Origin of the sequence: Bacillus sp. LUNF1 (genome assembly GCF_011008975.1) — a bacterium.
GTDB classification, from domain to species: Bacteria; Bacillota; Bacilli; order Bacillales; family Bacillaceae; genus Bacillus; species Bacillus velezensis.
In genome coordinates, this window is sequence record NZ_CP048876.1 from 1,496,507 (window position 1) to 1,513,743 (window position 17,237).

At 46.5% G+C, this 17,237-nt stretch carries 16 protein-coding genes; 13 read left to right on the forward strand and 3 right to left on the reverse strand.

Going from position 1 to position 17,237, the window contains the following annotated elements; all coding sequences use genetic code 11:
* Positions 1-16 precede the first annotated feature (16 nt).
* Positions 17-1,243, reverse strand: coding sequence for a sporulation integral membrane protein YlbJ (gene ylbJ, locus G4O42_RS07565; RefSeq protein ID WP_032874813.1), 1,227 nt, complete (start codon positions 1,241-1,243; stop codon positions 17-19).
* Positions 1,244-1,422: 179 nt separating this feature from the next.
* Between ylbJ and G4O42_RS07570 the strand changes: the two genes are divergently transcribed.
* Together G4O42_RS07570 and G4O42_RS07575 are read left to right on the forward strand one after the other, a co-directional pair.
* Positions 1,423-2,202, forward strand: coding sequence for a patatin family protein (locus tag G4O42_RS07570; protein WP_014304961.1), 780 nt, complete (start codon positions 1,423-1,425; stop codon positions 2,200-2,202).
* Between the two features lie 5 nt (positions 2,203-2,207).
* Positions 2,208-3,230, forward strand: coding sequence for a SepM family pheromone-processing serine protease (locus tag G4O42_RS07575; protein ID WP_007611255.1), 1,023 nt, complete (start codon positions 2,208-2,210; stop codon positions 3,228-3,230).
* Between the two features lie 18 nt (positions 3,231-3,248).
* Here G4O42_RS07575 and G4O42_RS07580 read toward each other — a convergent pair whose 3' ends face one another.
* Complete coding sequence (locus G4O42_RS07580; protein ID WP_032874815.1) at positions 3,249-4,496, reverse strand: nucleotidyltransferase; 1,248 nt, start codon at positions 4,494-4,496, stop codon at positions 3,249-3,251.
* 208 nt (positions 4,497-4,704) lie between these two features.
* Here G4O42_RS07580 and G4O42_RS07585 point away from each other — a divergent pair, with 208 nt between their 5' ends.
* The 3 genes from G4O42_RS07585 (at position 4,705) to gerR (ending at position 6,156) form a co-directional block, all read left to right on the forward strand.
* Positions 4,705-5,223, forward strand: coding sequence for a YceD family protein (locus tag G4O42_RS07585; protein WP_007611260.1), 519 nt, complete (start codon positions 4,705-4,707; stop codon positions 5,221-5,223).
* A 21-nt stretch (positions 5,224-5,244) separates the two neighbouring features.
* Positions 5,245-5,424 carry a 50S ribosomal protein L32 gene (gene rpmF / locus G4O42_RS07590; protein WP_003154457.1) on the forward strand — a complete coding sequence of 60 codons (180 nt, stop codon included), beginning with the start codon at positions 5,245-5,247 and terminating at the stop codon, positions 5,422-5,424.
* A gap of 156 nt (positions 5,425-5,580) precedes the next feature.
* Positions 5,581-6,156 (forward strand): sporulation-specific transcriptional regulator GerR, encoded by a 576-nt coding sequence (gene gerR / locus G4O42_RS07595; protein ID WP_032874817.1) that lies wholly within the window; start codon positions 5,581-5,583, stop codon positions 6,154-6,156.
* Positions 6,157-6,195: 39 nt separating this feature from the next.
* Here gerR and G4O42_RS07600 read toward each other — a convergent pair whose 3' ends face one another.
* Positions 6,196-6,678 carry an N-acetyltransferase gene (locus tag G4O42_RS07600; protein WP_007611262.1) on the reverse strand — a complete coding sequence of 161 codons (483 nt, stop codon included), beginning with the start codon at positions 6,676-6,678 and terminating at the stop codon, positions 6,196-6,198.
* Positions 6,679-6,840: 162 nt separating this feature from the next.
* On the opposite strand from G4O42_RS07600, the gene G4O42_RS07605 reads away from it, so the two are divergent.
* The 8 genes from G4O42_RS07605 to G4O42_RS07640 all read left to right on the forward strand — a co-directional run bounded on the left by G4O42_RS07605 (position 6,841) and on the right by G4O42_RS07640 (position 17,235).
* A complete protein-coding gene (locus G4O42_RS07605; protein WP_032874819.1) occupies positions 6,841-7,722 on the forward strand; it encodes a 2-dehydropantoate 2-reductase in 882 nt (293 codons plus the stop codon).
* An 86-nt stretch (positions 7,723-7,808) separates the two neighbouring features.
* Complete coding sequence (gene bshC / locus G4O42_RS07610; RefSeq protein ID WP_032874821.1) at positions 7,809-9,428, forward strand: bacillithiol biosynthesis cysteine-adding enzyme BshC; 1,620 nt, start codon at positions 7,809-7,811, stop codon at positions 9,426-9,428.
* 125 nt (positions 9,429-9,553) lie between these two features.
* Entirely contained in the window at positions 9,554-9,985 is a 432-nt protein-coding gene (gene mraZ / locus G4O42_RS07615) for a division/cell wall cluster transcriptional repressor MraZ (protein ID WP_032874823.1), read from the forward strand.
* A gap of 69 nt (positions 9,986-10,054) precedes the next feature.
* Positions 10,055-10,990 carry a 16S rRNA (cytosine(1402)-N(4))-methyltransferase RsmH gene (gene rsmH / locus G4O42_RS07620; protein ID WP_007611275.1) on the forward strand — a complete coding sequence of 312 codons (936 nt, stop codon included), beginning with the start codon at positions 10,055-10,057 and terminating at the stop codon, positions 10,988-10,990.
* A gap of 39 nt (positions 10,991-11,029) precedes the next feature.
* Complete coding sequence (gene ftsL / locus G4O42_RS07625; protein WP_003154442.1) at positions 11,030-11,383, forward strand: cell division protein FtsL; 354 nt, start codon at positions 11,030-11,032, stop codon at positions 11,381-11,383.
* Positions 11,384-11,389: 6 nt separating this feature from the next.
* The gene (gene pbpB / locus G4O42_RS07630) at positions 11,390-13,534 is read left to right on the forward strand and encodes a penicillin-binding protein 2B (RefSeq protein ID WP_032874825.1); all 2,145 of its coding nucleotides are present in this window, start codon (positions 11,390-11,392) and stop codon (positions 13,532-13,534) included.
* Between the two features lie 113 nt (positions 13,535-13,647).
* Complete coding sequence (locus tag G4O42_RS07635; protein ID WP_003154438.1) at positions 13,648-15,567, forward strand: stage V sporulation protein D; 1,920 nt, start codon at positions 13,648-13,650, stop codon at positions 15,565-15,567.
* Between the two features lie 195 nt (positions 15,568-15,762).
* Positions 15,763-17,235, forward strand: coding sequence for a UDP-N-acetylmuramoyl-L-alanyl-D-glutamate--2,6-diaminopimelate ligase (locus tag G4O42_RS07640; protein ID WP_003154436.1), 1,473 nt, complete (start codon positions 15,763-15,765; stop codon positions 17,233-17,235).
* The last annotated feature ends 2 nt before the right edge of the window (positions 17,236-17,237 follow it).

The following is a 17,237-nucleotide window of genomic DNA, read 5'->3' on the forward strand; positions in this document are numbered from 1 at the left end:
AGCGCTGATTGGCGTCTCATCCTTTTTTTGTCCGTGCTGACAGCCTGTAACAATAAATCAATGCGTATACGGCGAGAGCTGTCAGCGTGATAGCGGGCCCGGTTTCAACAAGCGTATTCCAACCGCTGACGGCAGCAGATACCGCTTCATGATCGCGGAAAGGGAGGAATACGGACTGGTAAGGTTCGTCCAACGCATGGTAAAGCGGCTTCCACAGTAAGAGAATAAAGAGTGCGGCATAAATGCCCTGAAGGATACGCGCCGCGAAAAACGGTTTAAAGCGGATATCTGTTTCCGATAAAATGCCGGCTACCTGGGCCTGTACGGAAAGGCCGCTGAACCCGAGAATAAAACTCACAATCATGGCTTTCGGCAGCAAGGCGGCATCAGCTTCACTGACCAGCTTGCTCCCAAGTGTAATTTCAAACATCCCGCTGATAAGAGGGATGTCCAGATTTGCCGGAAGATGAAAAAGCGAAAGCAGCGCGTTTGTAAATACAGAAAGCACATCCATGACTTGTACGATTGATAATAACCGGCTGAAAACCGAAAACAATATAATAAAACCGCCCACCATCAGCAAGGTTTGTACAGAAGAGGTGACGGCGTCGCCCAAAATTTTTCCGAGCGGCCGCTTTTCCGAAAGCCGCGCCTTGTGGAGGGCCAGAAATGCTTCCTTCAGAGAAGGGAGAGCGATCGTCTTTTTACCGGTATACGCCGCTTCTTCTTTCCGTCCGTATGAACGCATCGTCAGGCCGACAGCGATGTTTCCGAGATAGTGAGCCGATGCCAGCAGAATGCCGAGAGACGCGTTATGAAAAAAGCCGACTGCCACAGCAGCGAATATAAATAACGGATTGGATGAATTGGTAAAAGAGACGAGGCGTTCAGCCTCTACTCTGGAGATTTGTTTATCCTGGCGCAGCCGTGCAGTCAGCTTCGCGCCGGCCGGATTGCCTGAAGCCATGCCCATAGCCAGTACAAATCCGCCGACCCCCGGCACTCTGAAAATGGGACGCATAAAGGGTTCGAGTAAAAGGCCGACAAACTTGACAATGCCGAATCCGATTAAAAGCTCAGATAGAATAAAAAACGGAAGCAATGAAGGAAAAACTACCTCCCACCACATGGAAAGACCGGTTTTGGAGGCTTCGAATGAGGCCTGAGGGTGTGAAATAACCGTCGCCGTCAAAAAAATGAAAAACAATGAAATCAAAAATGTATGAAACTTAGACAAATTCATTCTTACCTCCCCGATGCTAAAATTGCACACTGACATTTATATCATGATAAAATATAGAACAGACCTTAAAGGCGGCCCGGCAAGTACCTATTTGTCATCCTGTACTAATATACGAGCATAGGGGTTCAATTTAGACCATAGAATTCATGTATAGGATGTATATTAGGGGGTTCGTCGCGTTGGCCAAACCTACAATCGGGTTAGCGTTAGGTTCGGGAGGGGCAAGAGGCATCGCTCATCTCGGAGTGTTATCCAGTTTACATAAGCATCAGATTCCAATTGATATGATTGCCGGCAGCAGCATGGGAGCATTAGTCGGAAGCTTTTATGCGGCCGGGCATGACGTGGCCACGATGAAAAAAGTCGCCAAAGCATTTAAGCGGCGGCTGTACGCGGATTATACGATGCCGAGGCTCGGATTTTTAAAAGGGGACCGCATCAGGCAGCTCGTTCATGCCTATACGTACGGCAAGCCGATAGAAGAACTGCGGATCCCGCTCGGCATCGTGGCCTGCGACCTTCAGACCGGCGAAAAGCTTGTTTTTACGAAAGGTTCAGTATCCGAAGCCGTCCGCGCGAGCATCAGCATACCGGGCGTTTTCGTCCCGCAAAAAATGAACGGACGTATGTTAGTCGACGGCGCGGTGGTCGACAGAATCCCGGTTTCCGCCGTAAAAGATATGGGTGCTGATATCGTCATCGCCTCTGACGTATCCCGGGTGAAAAAAACGGAAAAGGCGGCACATATTTTTGATGTAATCATGCAAAGTATGGATATACTGCAAAATGAATTGGTCCGTCACCAGACCATTGCCGCAGACGTCATGATCCGCCCTTCTCTTGAATCATTCAGCTCAAGTTCTTTTGCCAACATTGATCATATGATCACAGCGGGCGAAGAAGCCGCAGACCGGATGATCGGCCGGATTAAACAAGAAATAGAGAACTGGGAGGGCTAACTCATATGAAAGCAAAACATTTTCGCTGGGTGTTTATCATCCTGATCTTATTAATCGCTGTTACATTTATTAAGCTTCCGTATTACATCACACAGCCGGGAGAAGCATCAGAGCTGAGACCGCTGATTAAGGTGGACGGAGGTTATCCTGAAAAAGGAAGCCTTTCCTTGATGACTGTCAAAGTAGGCCCCGCCAATCCGTATACATATCTTTGGGCGAAAGTGCATCCTTACGATGAAATCGTCTCTGATGAAAGCATAAAAGAAGAGGGCGAATCGGACTCGGATTATATGAAGCGCCAGCTGCAAATGATGAAAAGCTCCCAAGAAAACGCGGTCATTGCCGCTTATCAAAAAGCCGGGAAACAGGTGAAATACTCATTTAACGGCATTTATGCCAGTTCAGTCGTCTCTGACATGCCGGCAAAAGGAAAAATAGAGGTCGGTGATAAAATCATCAGCGCGGACGGGAAAACATACGAATCCGCTGAAAAGCTGATTGATTATATCAGCAGCAAAAAAGCGGGGGAAAAAGTAACGTTTCACATTGAACGGGACACGAAAGAAAAGACCGTTGACATTGTGCTGAAATCATTCCCGGACGACCCGAAAAGAGCGGGAATCGGCGTCGCATTATATACGGACCGGAACGTGAAAGTGAAGCCGGATCTTCATTTCAGCATTGAAAACATCGGCGGGCCTTCTGCGGGTCTCATGATGTCTTTAGAAATTTACAACCAGCTGACAAAACCTGACGAAACAAAAGGCTATAATATAGCCGGAACGGGGACAATCGACGTGGACGGCAAAGTCGGACCGATCGGCGGAATCGATCAGAAAGTCGTCGCCGCAGACAAAGCGGGAAAAGATATTTTCTTTGCGCCGAATCAAAACGGAGCTGAAAATTCTGATTACAAAAATGCGGTAAAAACGGCGAAAGCAATCAAGTCCGATATGAAGATCGTCCCTGTCGACACCATGCAGGACGCACTTGACTATTTGGATCAGCTGAAAGTAAAAAGCACCTGATACAGACAGGTGCTTTTTTTACGCATTCAAAAAACGATTTTCATCTTCATCATAGCGGATCGGCGCTTGTGAAAATTCCTGTTTCTCAAACAATGTGCGTTCAGGTTCGTTTATCGGCAGGCTGTAAACCCGTCCCGCCAGTATGTCCAGATCCAGAGCGGGATGAGAGAAAGAAGAGAGCTTGCTGACGAGAGGTGCGGTAAGCTCTTTTTTCTTTGCCGACAGGTACGCCTGTCCTTTTTTCGTCATTCCGAGAAGACGGATATAAGGAGCGCTTGAAGGCTGTAAGAGCCGATGCATGTCTTCCTTTTTCGTCCGTGTCAGAATGTGCGTATTCATCCGCTGCAGCCTCGTCCACGTGTATCGTTTTGTTTTCAATCGTTCCATCATTTCGCGATAGGATCGGGCTTGTCTGATGGTGCGCAGAATCCTGTGCTCAAGGCCTTCTTCCACTTCATAGATTCGGCTCAATTCTTCAGCGGAAAGAGTGCTGAGGCTGTATTTTACATATGAAAAATAGTCTTCCGTGCTGTGCCATATTCCGTATGAATTTCTGTATGCCTCCAGCTCACGCGCAGACGCTTCCGGGAGAAAGCTCCTTGCGGCCGCCGTTCCTTTTTCTATCAGCGCTTTCCGGATGCTTGTTGCGCTGGCTATCCGGCTGTTATCTGCGGGGAGCTCGGCGTCATGATACTGGGAAGCGATTCTGGCTGTCGTATAAGGCTTCATAGCGGAACCGGAGGTGTGTATCGCTCTAACGTAGTGAAAACCGAGAATATTGTTCGGCTTGGACAAATCGAGCATGTCCCGCCCTTTGAATATGTGTGAAAAAGCTTTTGAGGCGGCGGCCGGATAGCTGAGACCCTTTTTCAGCTCCTCTTTCAGAATCAGGCTGCAGTCATCTTCCTTTCGGCTGAACGCTTCAGACGCTTCAATAAAAGGTTCGATCCGCCCGTTTTCGCTGCCGAAAAACAAGCTGCTGCATCCTAAATGATGAAGAAGCGAAACGCTGCCGCGCGCGAATAATTCCGCTTTTTGTACGGCATATATATAAGGGAGCTCAATGACGATATCCACGCCGTTTTCCAGCGCCATTTTTGTCCGGGCCCACTTTGAGACGGCGGCCGGTTCCCCGCGCTGCAAAAAAGGGCCGCTCATCACCGCCGCCGCGACGCTGCTGTCCGTTTTGATTTTTGCTTGTTCCGCATGATAGCGGTGTCCGTTATGAAAGGGATTATATTCAACAACCAGGCCGACTGCTTTCATATTTGTCCCGCCTTTCTTGCTATGTTTTGCTTCGTGTGGTACATTTGCAAATGAAGTGCATATTTTAGTCCGTTTCGTTTAGTGTATGCATAGCCTATCCGGCTGTCAACGATTGCATGACGGCGGCATTATGCTGTAAAGAAAAAATATTGACAAAAACATTCTGAAAAGCTATAATCATGTTTGTTGCTTTCCTGAGGTGATACAAATGAAATGGACGATTTATCAGCTTCATCAAATGGCAAAAAAGAGCTTTGAATTTGATGAAACAGTTGAGTTAAATGAGCTGACAAAATTGAATTCTGACATCCGCCGCATTTCTCCTGTCCGGGTGAAGGGCCGCGCGGAGATTGAATCCAAGCAAGTTTCGTTTGACTTTACGATTTCAGGCGAAATGGTTTTGCCGTGCTCAAGAACTTTAGTTGATGTGCCGTATCCATTTACAATCGCGACAAAAGAACTGTTTAGATTTCATAAGTCGGATGATATAGAAGATGAGGACGTTCATATTGCTGAAGACGATATCGTCGACTTAACTCCGATCATAAAAGAAGAGATTCTTTTAGAAATTCCTATGCAAGTCTTTTGTGAAACTGAACAAAAAGAAGGAGCCGCTCCCCAAGTGGGGAAGGATTGGCAAGTGATTTCTGAGGAAGACAAGAAAAATCAAATCGACCCCAGACTTGCGGATCTGAAAAAGCTCTTAACACAAGATGATGAATCTTAACTCTTTAAGGAGGTGGGAATAATGGCTGTACCTTTTAGAAGAACTTCTAAAATGAAAAAAAGATTGCGCCGTACACATTTCAAACTAAATGTACCTGGTATGACAGAATGCCCGTCATGCGGAGAGATGAAATTGTCTCACCGTGTATGTAAAGCATGCGGATCATACAACGGCAAAGACATAAATGTTAAAAGCAATTAATGTATGAAGAAAAGCGCGGGAATCTCGGTTCCTGCGCTTTTCTTTTTTTCTCCCTCCGGCCTGCTTCCGCCGAAAAAATTGTGAGCGCCAATAGTCTATCTAATCTATCAGCGGCATATGTATGAGGTAAATGAGCAAATATGGAGGGAGATACGATTGACGATAACGAGACAAGACGCGTGGACGCAAGATGAAGATTTGCTGCTGGCCGAAGTGGTGCTCAGGCATATTCGGGAAGGCGGGACCCAGCTTTCCGCTTTTGAAGAAGTCGGCAGAGCGCTGACGAGAACGGCTGCCGCCTGCGGGTTCAGATGGAATTCTTATGTCAGAAAACAATATCAGTCAGGGATAGAACTGGCGAAAAAACAGCGGAAGGAATTAAGAAAGCAGATCGGGGTGCATTCCGCCAATCTGCCGGGAACCGTCAAACAGCCTCCGATCCGCAGGGCGGAAGGAGAAAAAGAGCTGTCCATTGATGATGTCATTTTGTTTCTGCAGCAATTTAAAGAGTCGCCGGCCACAGCGGATGTGCGTCATGAAAAAGAAAAACTCACAGAACAGCTGACCGCGCTGCAAAAAGAAGTCGAGGATCTGCGTGAGGAAAATGAAAGCTTGAGAAACAAGCTGGAGATGACGGAAGAAGATTATAAAGCGTTAATTGACATTATGGACAGAGCGAGAAGGATGGTCAATTCAAAAGAAGACGACAGAAAATCGGCGCAGAGCCTGTAAAATGAACCGGCCTGGGGGCGGCGCCCGGCCGGTTTTTTATTATGCCGTTTCTCCGGATGTCATTTCACCGTCCATATCGGGATGCCAGATATAAGGATTTTCTCCTTTATCACGCGCCATATCATATTTAACGGGCTCAAAATTCATCTTATCCCAGAAATCTGCTGATTTCATGCGTGAATTTGTCCTGATCGGCATTCTGAAGGATTTTGCAAAATCAACAAGCGCTTTTCCGTATCCGTTGTTTTGATAGCCCGGAAGAACCTCAAGCTTCCAAAGTTCCAAAAAGTCCTGACGCTGATCAAAATACGGATTCGCACCTCCGTTTACCTGATATAAACTCATTCTCGCCACTAGTTTATCCCCGAAGTAAATCCCGTAAAAAGGCGAGGTGCTGTCATTTTCAATGATGTTATCCTGAAGATCTTCAAGCATCGACAGCTCCTGCATCCCGTATTCCTTAAACCTTTTAAATTCTTCGAGTGTCTTAAAGTTGATGAGCAGTCGCTCTATTTTCAACACAAACTCCCCCTTTGTTGTGTTCTACCATTATTGTAAACGCTTTAATTGAAAATTCCAACTATAATATGCTTGCCAGTCTTTTTGCTCAAAACGAAATTGAAGTAATTTGCGTCGGCTTCTGCTATGATAATATGGAAAAATGCAGATATAGGGTGTGACAGTGTGAAAATCGGAATTATCGGCGGCGGAGCGGTAGGCCTTTTATGTGCTTACTACTTATCGTCCCGCCATCAGGTAACGGTCATTACGCGGCGGACGGAGCAGGCTGATGCGATTAACTCAGGCGGTATACGGCTTTTGAAAGACGGAATAGAATGTACGGCGGCATGCAGAGCGCAAACAGGCATCACTTCCGGATTCGACCTCTTAATCGCAGCCGTTAAACAGCACCAGCTAAGTGCGGTGTTGCGGGATCTTGAGATGATAAAAGGGACGAATGTGCTGTTTTTGCAAAACGGCATGGGACACATACACGACATTAAAGATTGGCATACGGATCATTCGCTTTATGCCGGCACTGTTGAGCACGGAGCAAAAAAGATTTCAGATCATGCCGTTGAACATACGGGATCGGGGGCCGTAAGATGGAGTGTATTCAGCGCTTCCCGGCCGGAAACGCTCAAAAGCATCTTTTCCGGCATGCACCGGGATTTTCCCGTATATGATGAAAACGACTGGTATCGGCTGTTAACGGGAAAACTGATCGTAAATGTATGCATTAACCCGTTAACTGCATTGCTGCGCGTGAAAAACGGAGAGCTGGTAACAAATGACGCTTACAAAAAATATATGAGAAACGTGTTTGAAGAAGCGGAGACAATACTTGGCCTCGCCGATAGAGAAGAAGCGTGGAACAAGGTTTGCGAAGTTTGCAGACTGACGGAAAAAAATCATTCTTCCATGCTCGTCGATATCATGGCAGGCAGGCGGACAGAGGCCGATGCGATTATCGGCTACCTTGTAAAAGAAGCGGAAAGCCGCGGATTGCCGGCCGTTCATCTCACGTTTTTACACCGCAGCATAAAAGCGTTAGAAAGAAACTGAAACAAAGTCTTTTGAGGTTTTCCGGTAACATGCTATACTCATTTCGGAAACCTAACTATTTATTGGAGAAAGGAAGTTCCAGACAGATGCAGCTAACTGAACTTTCCATCAAAAGTCAAAATAAGTTTGTGCAGCACTATATAGATGGAGAAAACATGTCTTCATTTTTTGATTATGATATTCATTCAGAGGACGTATGGCAAAAGCGGCTTCATGACTTGTCTTCGCGGCCGTTTGCCAGAGAGGAATTAGCGGATTATTTATCCTCCTATCACGAAAAATTTCACTCCGCCGCCATGCAGGCCTCCATCGAAAAACTGAGAGATCCAAAAAGCGCAGCGGTTGTAGGCGGCCAGCAGGCCGGTCTTTTAACGGGGCCTCTTTACACCATACATAAAATTATCTCCATTATCGTACTTGCCAGACAGCAGGAAGAGGTGTTACAGATTCCTGTCGTTCCGATTTTCTGGGTGGCGGGTGAAGATCACGATCTGGAAGAAATCAATTTTGTGCATACGTCAGCAGAGAATAAAGGTCCGGTGAAACAGAAACTGCCGCAGTCGTACTGGAAAAAAACATCAGCGGCTAAAACCGAGCTTGATCAGGAAAAATGCGCGGCTTGGATTGATGAAGTGTTCGTTGCTTTTGAGGAAACGGATCACACAAACACACTCCTTCAAAACGTGAAGCGATGTTTACGCTCATCAGAGACATTCACGGACTTTTTTGAGCTGTTGATCGCCGACTTGTTTCAAGAAGAAGGCCTTATTCTGATGAATTCGGGAGATCCGGGGATTAAAAAGCTGGAAACGGGTATGTTTCAGCAGATTTTAAAACACAATCATGAGCTTGCCAAAGCCGTGTCAGACCAGCAGAGTCTTATGCGGGAAGCCGGTTATCACCCGATTATTGAATCGGACAAAGATCAGGCCAATCTGTTTTACGAACACGAGGGAGAGCGTTTCTTAATTGAAAAAGACAACGGCGTTTTTGTCATTAAGGAGCTTGACCTGAAGTGGACGAACGACGAGCTTCATACCCATATGGAAGAAAAACCGGAATGTTTCAGCAATAACGTTGTGACAAGGCCGCTTATGCAGGAGTTTCTCATTCCGACTCTGGCGTTTATCGCGGGGCCGGGGGAGATCAATTATTGGGGTGAGCTGAAGCAGGCTTTCTCATTAATGGGCCTTCGCATGACGCCGGTAGTGCCGAGACTGAACATTACGATTCTTGAGCGCCATATTGAAAAGAAGCTTTCAGAACGGAATATCCCGCTTCAGGAAGCGATCGAACACGGCACCGGACACCTGAAAGACACTTATTTTGAAGAGCAGATTCCGGAAGAGTTTTCTTCTGTAATGGAACAGGCGAAGTCGCAGATTGAAGCTGTCCATAAACGCGCAAGGGACGAAGCGCTGAAGGTCGATTCAAGCCTTGAGCCGCTCTTACAGAAGAATGCCGCCTTCATTCAAGATCAGCTCTTGTTTTTAGAACGGACGGTAACGAAAAGAATTGAAGAAAAAGAAGGCTTTGTGCTGCGTGACTATGAAAGAATCCAAAACAGCGTCAGACCGCTCGGCGCTCCGCAGGAACGGATTTGGAATGTGATGTATTATCTGAACCGCTACGGTCCAAAATTCTTCACAACCTTCAAACATCTGCCATTTTCTTTTCAAAACCAACATCAGATTGTCAAACTTTGAAATAAAGTTTTAAAGAACCCTGAATAGTTCAGGGTTTTTTTTTATGTGTAAACAGTGTAAAATGAGGTTGTGGAGAGAAGTGGCGGATAGTGGTGAGTTTAGGGGAGAAAGTGGGGGTCCTTATCATGTTTATGGGTGAATACCGGCATACTGTTGATGCAAAGGGCCGCATGATCGTACCCGCAAAATTCAGAGATGGCCTCGGTGAGCAGTTCGTGCTGACCAGAGGACTGGACCAATGCCTTTTCGGCTATCCGATGAATGAATGGAAGCTGATTGAAGAAAAGCTGAAGGCTCTGCCGCTCACCAAAAAAGACGCCCGCGCATTTACCCGATTCTTTTTTTCCGGTGCGACCGAATGCGAACTGGACAAGCAGGGAAGGGTTAATATTGCGTCATCTCTTCTGAATTACGCAAAACTGGAAAAAGAATGTGTTGTCATCGGGGTTTCCAATCGAATTGAATTGTGGAGTAAGGTAATATGGGAACAATACACAGAAGAGCAAGAAGATTCATTCGCTGAAATTGCTGAAAACATGATTGGATTTGATATATAATGGATCTTCGTGCATCACAACAACAACTGACAATTCAATTCATTCCTTATAAAGGTGGGACCGACACAAATGTTTCAGCATAAGACAGTACTTCTTCGTGAAACCGTCGACGGTTTAAATATCAAACCGGACGGAACCTATGTGGACTGCACCCTTGGCGGCGCCGGGCACAGTACATATTTATTGCAGCAATTATCGGAAAAAGGACGCTTGATCGCCTTTGACCAAGATGACACAGCACTTGAAAACGCAAAGAAAACATTGTCCGAATACAAAGGACAGCTTATTCTGGTGAAAAGCAACTTTCGTTATTTAAAAGAGTGTTTACATGAACACGGCATTACGAGTGTCGACGGAATTTTATTTGATTTAGGAGTATCCTCTCCGCAGCTTGATACACCGGAACGGGGATTCAGCTATCATCATGACGCACCGCTGGACATGAGGATGGACCAGTCGGCCGCCCTTACGGCGAAAGAAGTCGTAAATGAATGGCGGTATGAGGACCTTGTGAGGATTTTCTTTAGATACGGAGAAGAAAAATTCAGCAAGCAGATCGCCCGAAAAATTGAAGAGGCTAGAGAAAAATCGCCTATTCAAACAACCGGCCAACTGGTCGATCTAATAAAGGACGCGATACCGGCTCCGGCGAGAAGAAGCGGAGGTCATCCGGCCAAACGTGTATTCCAAGCCATTCGAATCGCCGTAAACGACGAGCTTCAAGTATTTGAAGAGGCCCTCTTGCAAGCGATAGAGGTGCTGAAGCCGGGCGGAAGGGTGTCTGTGATCACTTTTCACTCGCTGGAAGACAGAATGTGCAAGACGACATTCAAGGAAAAATCATCACTTCCCGAACTGCCTCCGGGTCTTCCCGTGATACCGGAAGAATTTGAACCGGAATTAAAACTGATTACGAGAAAGCCCATTACGGCATCAAAAGAGGAGCTTGAAGAAAATAACCGCGCCCGGTCAGCGAAGCTCCGCATTGCGGAGAAACGAAAATAACGGGCAGCAAATGACAACATTAAAGGAGGTCATCAGCCTATGAGCAACTTAGCTTACCAGCAGGAAAAACAACAACGGCCAGTGATAAGTCCCGAAAAAAAGGTGATTGTCAAAAAGAGGGCTTCCATTACACTCGGGGAAAAGGTGCTGCTCGTCCTGTTTGCCATTGCCGTTCTCTCCACATCAATGTTTATCGTATCAAAGGCATACGCGGCGTACCAATCCAATATTGAGGTGCAAAAACTGGAGGAGAAAGTATCTGAGAAGAATAAGCAGATCGGTGATCTCGAAAAGACGGCTGCTGACTTAAGCCAGCCGCAGCGCCTGATGGATATCGCTAAAAAGCACGGTTTGAATCTGAAAGATAAAAAAGTGAAAAACATACAGGAATGATAACCCATGCCGAAAAAAAATAAGTTTATGAACAGAGGAGCAGCGATACTCAGTATTTGTTTCGCTCTCTTTTTCTTTGTCATTCTCGGGAGAATGGCGTACATTCAATTAACCGGTAAAGCAAACGGTGTAGAACTTGCAACAAAAGCGACTGAGCAGCACGAAAAAAAGCGGACGATAGAAGCGAGCCGCGGCTCTATTCTTGACCGGAACGGCAAAGTGCTTGCAGAGGACACGGCGACATATAAGCTCATTGCCGTGCTTGATAAAAAAATGACGAGTGATCCGAAGCATCCTCAGCATGTCAAAGACAAAGAGAAAACGGCGGAAAAACTGGCGACCGTTATCAATCTTGATAAAAGCGAGATTCTGGACATCTTAAACAGGGATGGCGCGAAGCAGGTGGAATTCGGTTCAGCCGGCCGCGATATCTCTTATGCGAAAAAACAAAAGATCGAAAAAATGAATCTTCCGGGTATTTCTTTCTTAAGAGATACGAAGCGCTACTATCCGAACGGTGTATTTTTGTCAAATGTTCTCGGCTATGCCGATGTGAATGAAAAAACAAACGAGATACAAGGCTCTTTAGGGCTTGAAAAAATACTGAATAACTATCTGACGGAACGCGACGGATCCGTCACTTACGAAAGTGATAAATCCGGCTGGAAACTTCCGAACAGCAAAGAAAAAATCACCGCACCTAAAAACGGTGACAATGTATATTTAACCATTGATCAGAAAATTCAAACCTTTTTAGAAGACAGCATGACGAAAGTAGCGGAAAAATATAAACCGAAAAAAATTATGGCGGCTGTCGTAGAACCGAAAACAGGCAAGGTGCTTGCGATGGGGCAGCGTCCGAGTTTCGACCCGAATATCAGAAACGTCACCAATTATTACAACGACTTAGTGTCGTACGCGTATGAACCGGGATCGACGATGAAGATCTTTACGCTTGCCGCGGCGATTCAGGAAAATGTGTTTTCCGCAAACGAGAAATATAAATCAGGAACATATAAAGTGGGAGGCAAACCTGTTAAAGATTGGAACGACGGCGCCGGATGGGGTATGACAAGCTTCCGTGACGGCCTCATGAGGTCATCCAATGTTGCTTTCGCCAAACTGGCCAACGAAAAACTGGGGTTTGACCGGTTTAATGAGTACCTGCACAAATTCGGGCTCTATCAAAAAACAGGGATTGATCTGCCCGGTGAAGTATCAAGTAAAATTAACTACAAATATGATTTTGACAAAGCGTCTACGGCTTACGGCCAAGCATCGGCGATAACGCCGATCCAGCAGCTGCAGGCGGTCACGGCGATTGCCAATAACGGCAAAATGATGAAACCTTACGTCATTGATCATATTGTCGACCCCGATACGAAAAAAGTCGTCAAGCAGACAAAACCAGAGCAAGCAGGCACGCCGATTTCAGCCGATACGGCGAAAAAAGTCCGGAATCTGCTCGGAGAAGTCGTGACGTCAGACATCGGAACGGGAAAACCTTATAAAATTGAAGGATTTGACGTCGCGGGTAAAACGGGAACCGCACAAATTGCCGGGACGGGCGGATATTTAAGGGGAACGAGCAACTATGTGTTTTCATTCATGGGCATGGCGCCGAAAAATGATCCTAAGCTCGTCATCTATGTAGCCGTGCAGCAGCCGCAATTAAAAGCGGGTCAAAGCAGCTCTGATCCTGTCGCGGAAATCTTTAACCCGACGATGAAAAACAGCCTCCACTACATGAATATCGAACCGACGGAAAAAACAGATTCCGGTCAGGAAGAAACGAAAAGCCAAAAAATGCCTGACCTGACAGATAAGACGGTCAAGAGCGCTGAGAAGGAAGCGAAAAATGAACATCTCACACCGATTGTCATCGGCAGCGATGTTGCCGTAAAAGAGCAGTATCCGACAGCCGGAGAAGATGTGATCACCAATCAGAAAATCTTCTTAAAAACAGACGGAAAGATGACGATGCCGGATATGTCCGGATGGTCGAGACGGGAAGTGCTTCAATTCAGCAAAGTATCAGGCATTCACATTGATGTGAGCGGTGAAGGTTACGCTTCAAGCCAAAGTGTGAAAAAAGGCAAAGAACTGAAAGAAAATACCGTGATCAAGGTGAAATTTAAAAATCCTGATTAACGGGACAGAGAAGTCCGCGGATGCCCGCGGGCTTCTTTTTTATGCGCCGCCGTTCTATGTGTCCAAGCTGAGGCATAAATTGAAACAAGCCTAAATAAGGAGTGGACGGTCCCTTGCGCGTTTCAAATGTAACGGTTCGAAAACGTTTATTACTGGTTTTGCTTTTTGGCGTAATCATTTTTTTGATCATTGACAGCAGATTAGGCTATGTCCAATTTGTGATGGGAGAAAAGCTGACTTCACTGGCTAAGGATTCCTGGAGCCGGAATTTGCCGTTTGAGCCTGAGCGGGGAGAGATCCTTGACCGAAACGGCGTGAAGCTGGCTACTAATAAAAGCGCGCCGACCGTCTTTGTCGTACCGCGCCAGATCCAAAATCCCATAAAAACGGGCAAGCTTCTCGCGTCAGTTTTAAATATGTCGGAAGAGAAGGTCTACAAACACATTACTAAGAAAACCTCCATAGAAAAAATCTCACCCGAGGGGCGGAAAATTTCCAATAAAAAAGCGAAAGAAATCAAAGCGCTCGACTTAAAAGGGGTTTATGTGGCTGAAGACAGCATCCGCCATTATCCGTACGGAAGCTTTTTGTCCCATGTTCTCGGTTTTGCCGGTATTGATAACCAGGGCCTTCTCGGATTGGAGGCTTATTATGATGATGACTTAAAAGGTGTAAAGGGATCTGTGAAATTTTATACGGATGCCAAGGGGAAGAAAATGCCTGATGAAGCGGATGATTACACCCCTCCGAAAGACGGACTTGATATGAAATTGACGATTGACGCCAAGGTTCAGACGATTATAGAAAGGGAGCTCGACAATGCAGCGGCGAAATATAACCCGGACGGAATGATTGCGGTCGCAATGAATCCGAAAAACGGGGAAGTGCTCGGCATGTCAAGCCGTCCTGATTTTGATCCGGCTGACTATCAATCGGTGGATCCGTCCGTTTACAACCGAAACCTGCCGGTATGGAGCACATATGAACCGGGTTCGACCTTTAAGATTATTACGCTTGCGGCGGCGCTCCAAGAGCAAAAAGTAAACTTGCAAAGAGACCACTTTTATGACAAAGGATTTGCCGAGGTTGACGGCGCCCGCCTCCGATGCTGGAAAAAGGGCGGCCACGGTTCGCAATCTTATCTTGAAGTCGTTCAAAATTCCTGCAACCCTGGGTTTGTACAGCTGGGGGAACGGCTCGGAAAACAAAAGCTGTTTCAATATATTAAGGACTTCGGCTTTGGAAAGAAAACAGGCATTGATCTGCAAGGGGAAGGAACGGGGATCTTATTCCCGCTTGACAGAGTCGGACCGGTCGAACAGGCGACAACCGCTTTCGGACAAGGGGTTTCCGTCACGCCGATTCAGCAGGTGGCAGCCGTTTCCGCAGCAATAAACGGCGGAACGCTTTATACTCCGTTTATCGCCAAAGAGTGGGTTGATCCCGTTACGAAAAAAACTGTTAAGAAACAATCACCGATTGCGAAAAGGCAAGTTATTTCCCAGGAAACGTCAAAGCAGATCAGATATGCTTTAGAAAGCGTCGTCGCTCAGGGAACGGGGCGGAACGCCTTTGTGGAAGGGTATCGCGTCGGCGGAAAAACAGGTACCGCACAAAAGGTCAAAGACGGCAAATATCTCGAAAACAACCATATCGTCTCCTTTATCGGTTTTGCGCCGGCTGATGACCCGAGCCTTGTCGTGTATGTCGCGGTTGATAATCCGAAAGGCACGATTCAATTCGGGGGAACCGTCGCCGCGCCGATTGTCGGAAATATGATGAGAGACAGTCTGCCTGAGCTCGGCGTGAAACCGCGAAAAAATCAAATCGAGAAAAAATATCAATGGAACGACACAAAAACAATAGAGGTTCCGAATGTTGTAGGGATGTCTGTCTCTGATCTTGAGTCGCTGCTTGTCAATTTGAATATTGACTCCTCAGGAAAAGGAAGCAAAATTGTGAAACAATCACCTGCAGCCGGAACGAAAGTAAAAGAAGGCTCAAAGATCCGTGTTTACTTGAGTGAAGAATGAGTCTTTTTGAGGCAGCCGATTGTTTTCGGCTGCCTCTTATCGTAAAGAGAAAAAAAGAAGATAACTTTTAAGATTAACTGGATGTATCCTTTTATTTACGCTAAAATATGAACTGTATGTTTAAAAGCCATTCTGACTTTTATAAACGGTTATCATGATAAAAGAATGAATAGAATTTCTGAGAGGTTTGATACAATGAAACTTACAAAGCTGCTTACATATTTAATGGCCGAACCTGTTCAAAATGACTTTCATGACCCTGACATAACTTCAATTGAGATGGACTCCAGGGAAGTGAGAAAAGGGAGTCTTTTTGTGTGTATAAAAGGGTATACGGTAGACGGACATGATTTCGCCCAAAAAGCCGCAGAAAACGGCGCGGCGGCCATCGTTGCCGAGAAAGAGCTTGACGTCGATGTTCCTGTCATTATCGTCCGCCGGTCACAGCGGGCGCTCAGCGTTCTTTCTGACGCGTTTTACGGGCAGCCGACAAAGCAGCTTCAGCTTATCGGCATCACCGGCACAAACGGCAAAACATCAACGACGCACATGGTTGATGAGATTTTTAAAAAAGCGGGAAGACAGACCGGTTTAATCGGAACGATGTACATTAAAATCGGGGATGAGACATTCCCGGTCAAAAATACAACGCCCGAAAGCGTCACACTGCAAAAAACGTTCAAGAAAATGAATGATGAGCACGTTGACACAGCTATTATGGAAGTGTCTTCTCACGCTCTGTCACTCGGCAGGGTTCACGGCTGCGATTATGATATCGCCGTATTCACGAACCTGACGCAGGACCATTTAGATTATCATAAGACGATGGAAGACTACAGACAGGCTAAAAGCCTCCTGTTTTCCCAGCTGGGCGGCTCCTTTAACCATGAAAAGCCGAAGCGGGCCGTTTTAAACGCAGATGACAAAGCCAGTGCTTATTTTGAAAAAGTGACGGCGGCGCACATCCTTACATACGGAATCGAGAATGATGCCGATGTCATGGCGAAACAAATCGAGATCTCTGCGCAAGGCACAAGCTTTGAACTTGTTACGCCAAAAGGAACAAAGCAGATCACGGTTTCACTCGTCGGCCGCTTCAACGTGTATAACGTACTGGCTGCAGCGGCGACAGCGATCGCAGCGGGTCTGCCGTTTGATACGATCACAAGCGCTCTTGAAGAGCTGCAAGGTGTCAGAGGCCGGTTTGAACTGGTGAATCACAATCAGCCGTTTCCTGTGGTCGTCGATTATGCGCACACGCCTGACAGTCTGGAAAACGTTCTGAATACATGCAAAGACATGACAGAGGGCAAGCTTTTCGTCGTCGTCGGATGCGGCGGAGACCGGGACAAAACGAAACGCCCGAAAATGGCGGAAATTGCGGTGCGGATTGCCGACGAACCGATTTTCACTTCAGATAACCCGAGAAGCGAGGACCCGCTGGCCATATTAAGAGATATGGAAAGAGGGGTAGAAGGCACCTACTATCACAGTATCGCAAACCGCGAGCAGGCTATCTTTTTTGCCATTGCCAACGCGAAAAAGGGAGATGTGGTTCTGATTGCCGGGAAAGGGCATGAAACCTATCAGCAGATCGGCAATGAAACATTCGACTTTGATGACGCCGAAGTAGCGGGAAGAGCTATTGTTGAGCTGAATAAAAAGTAAAA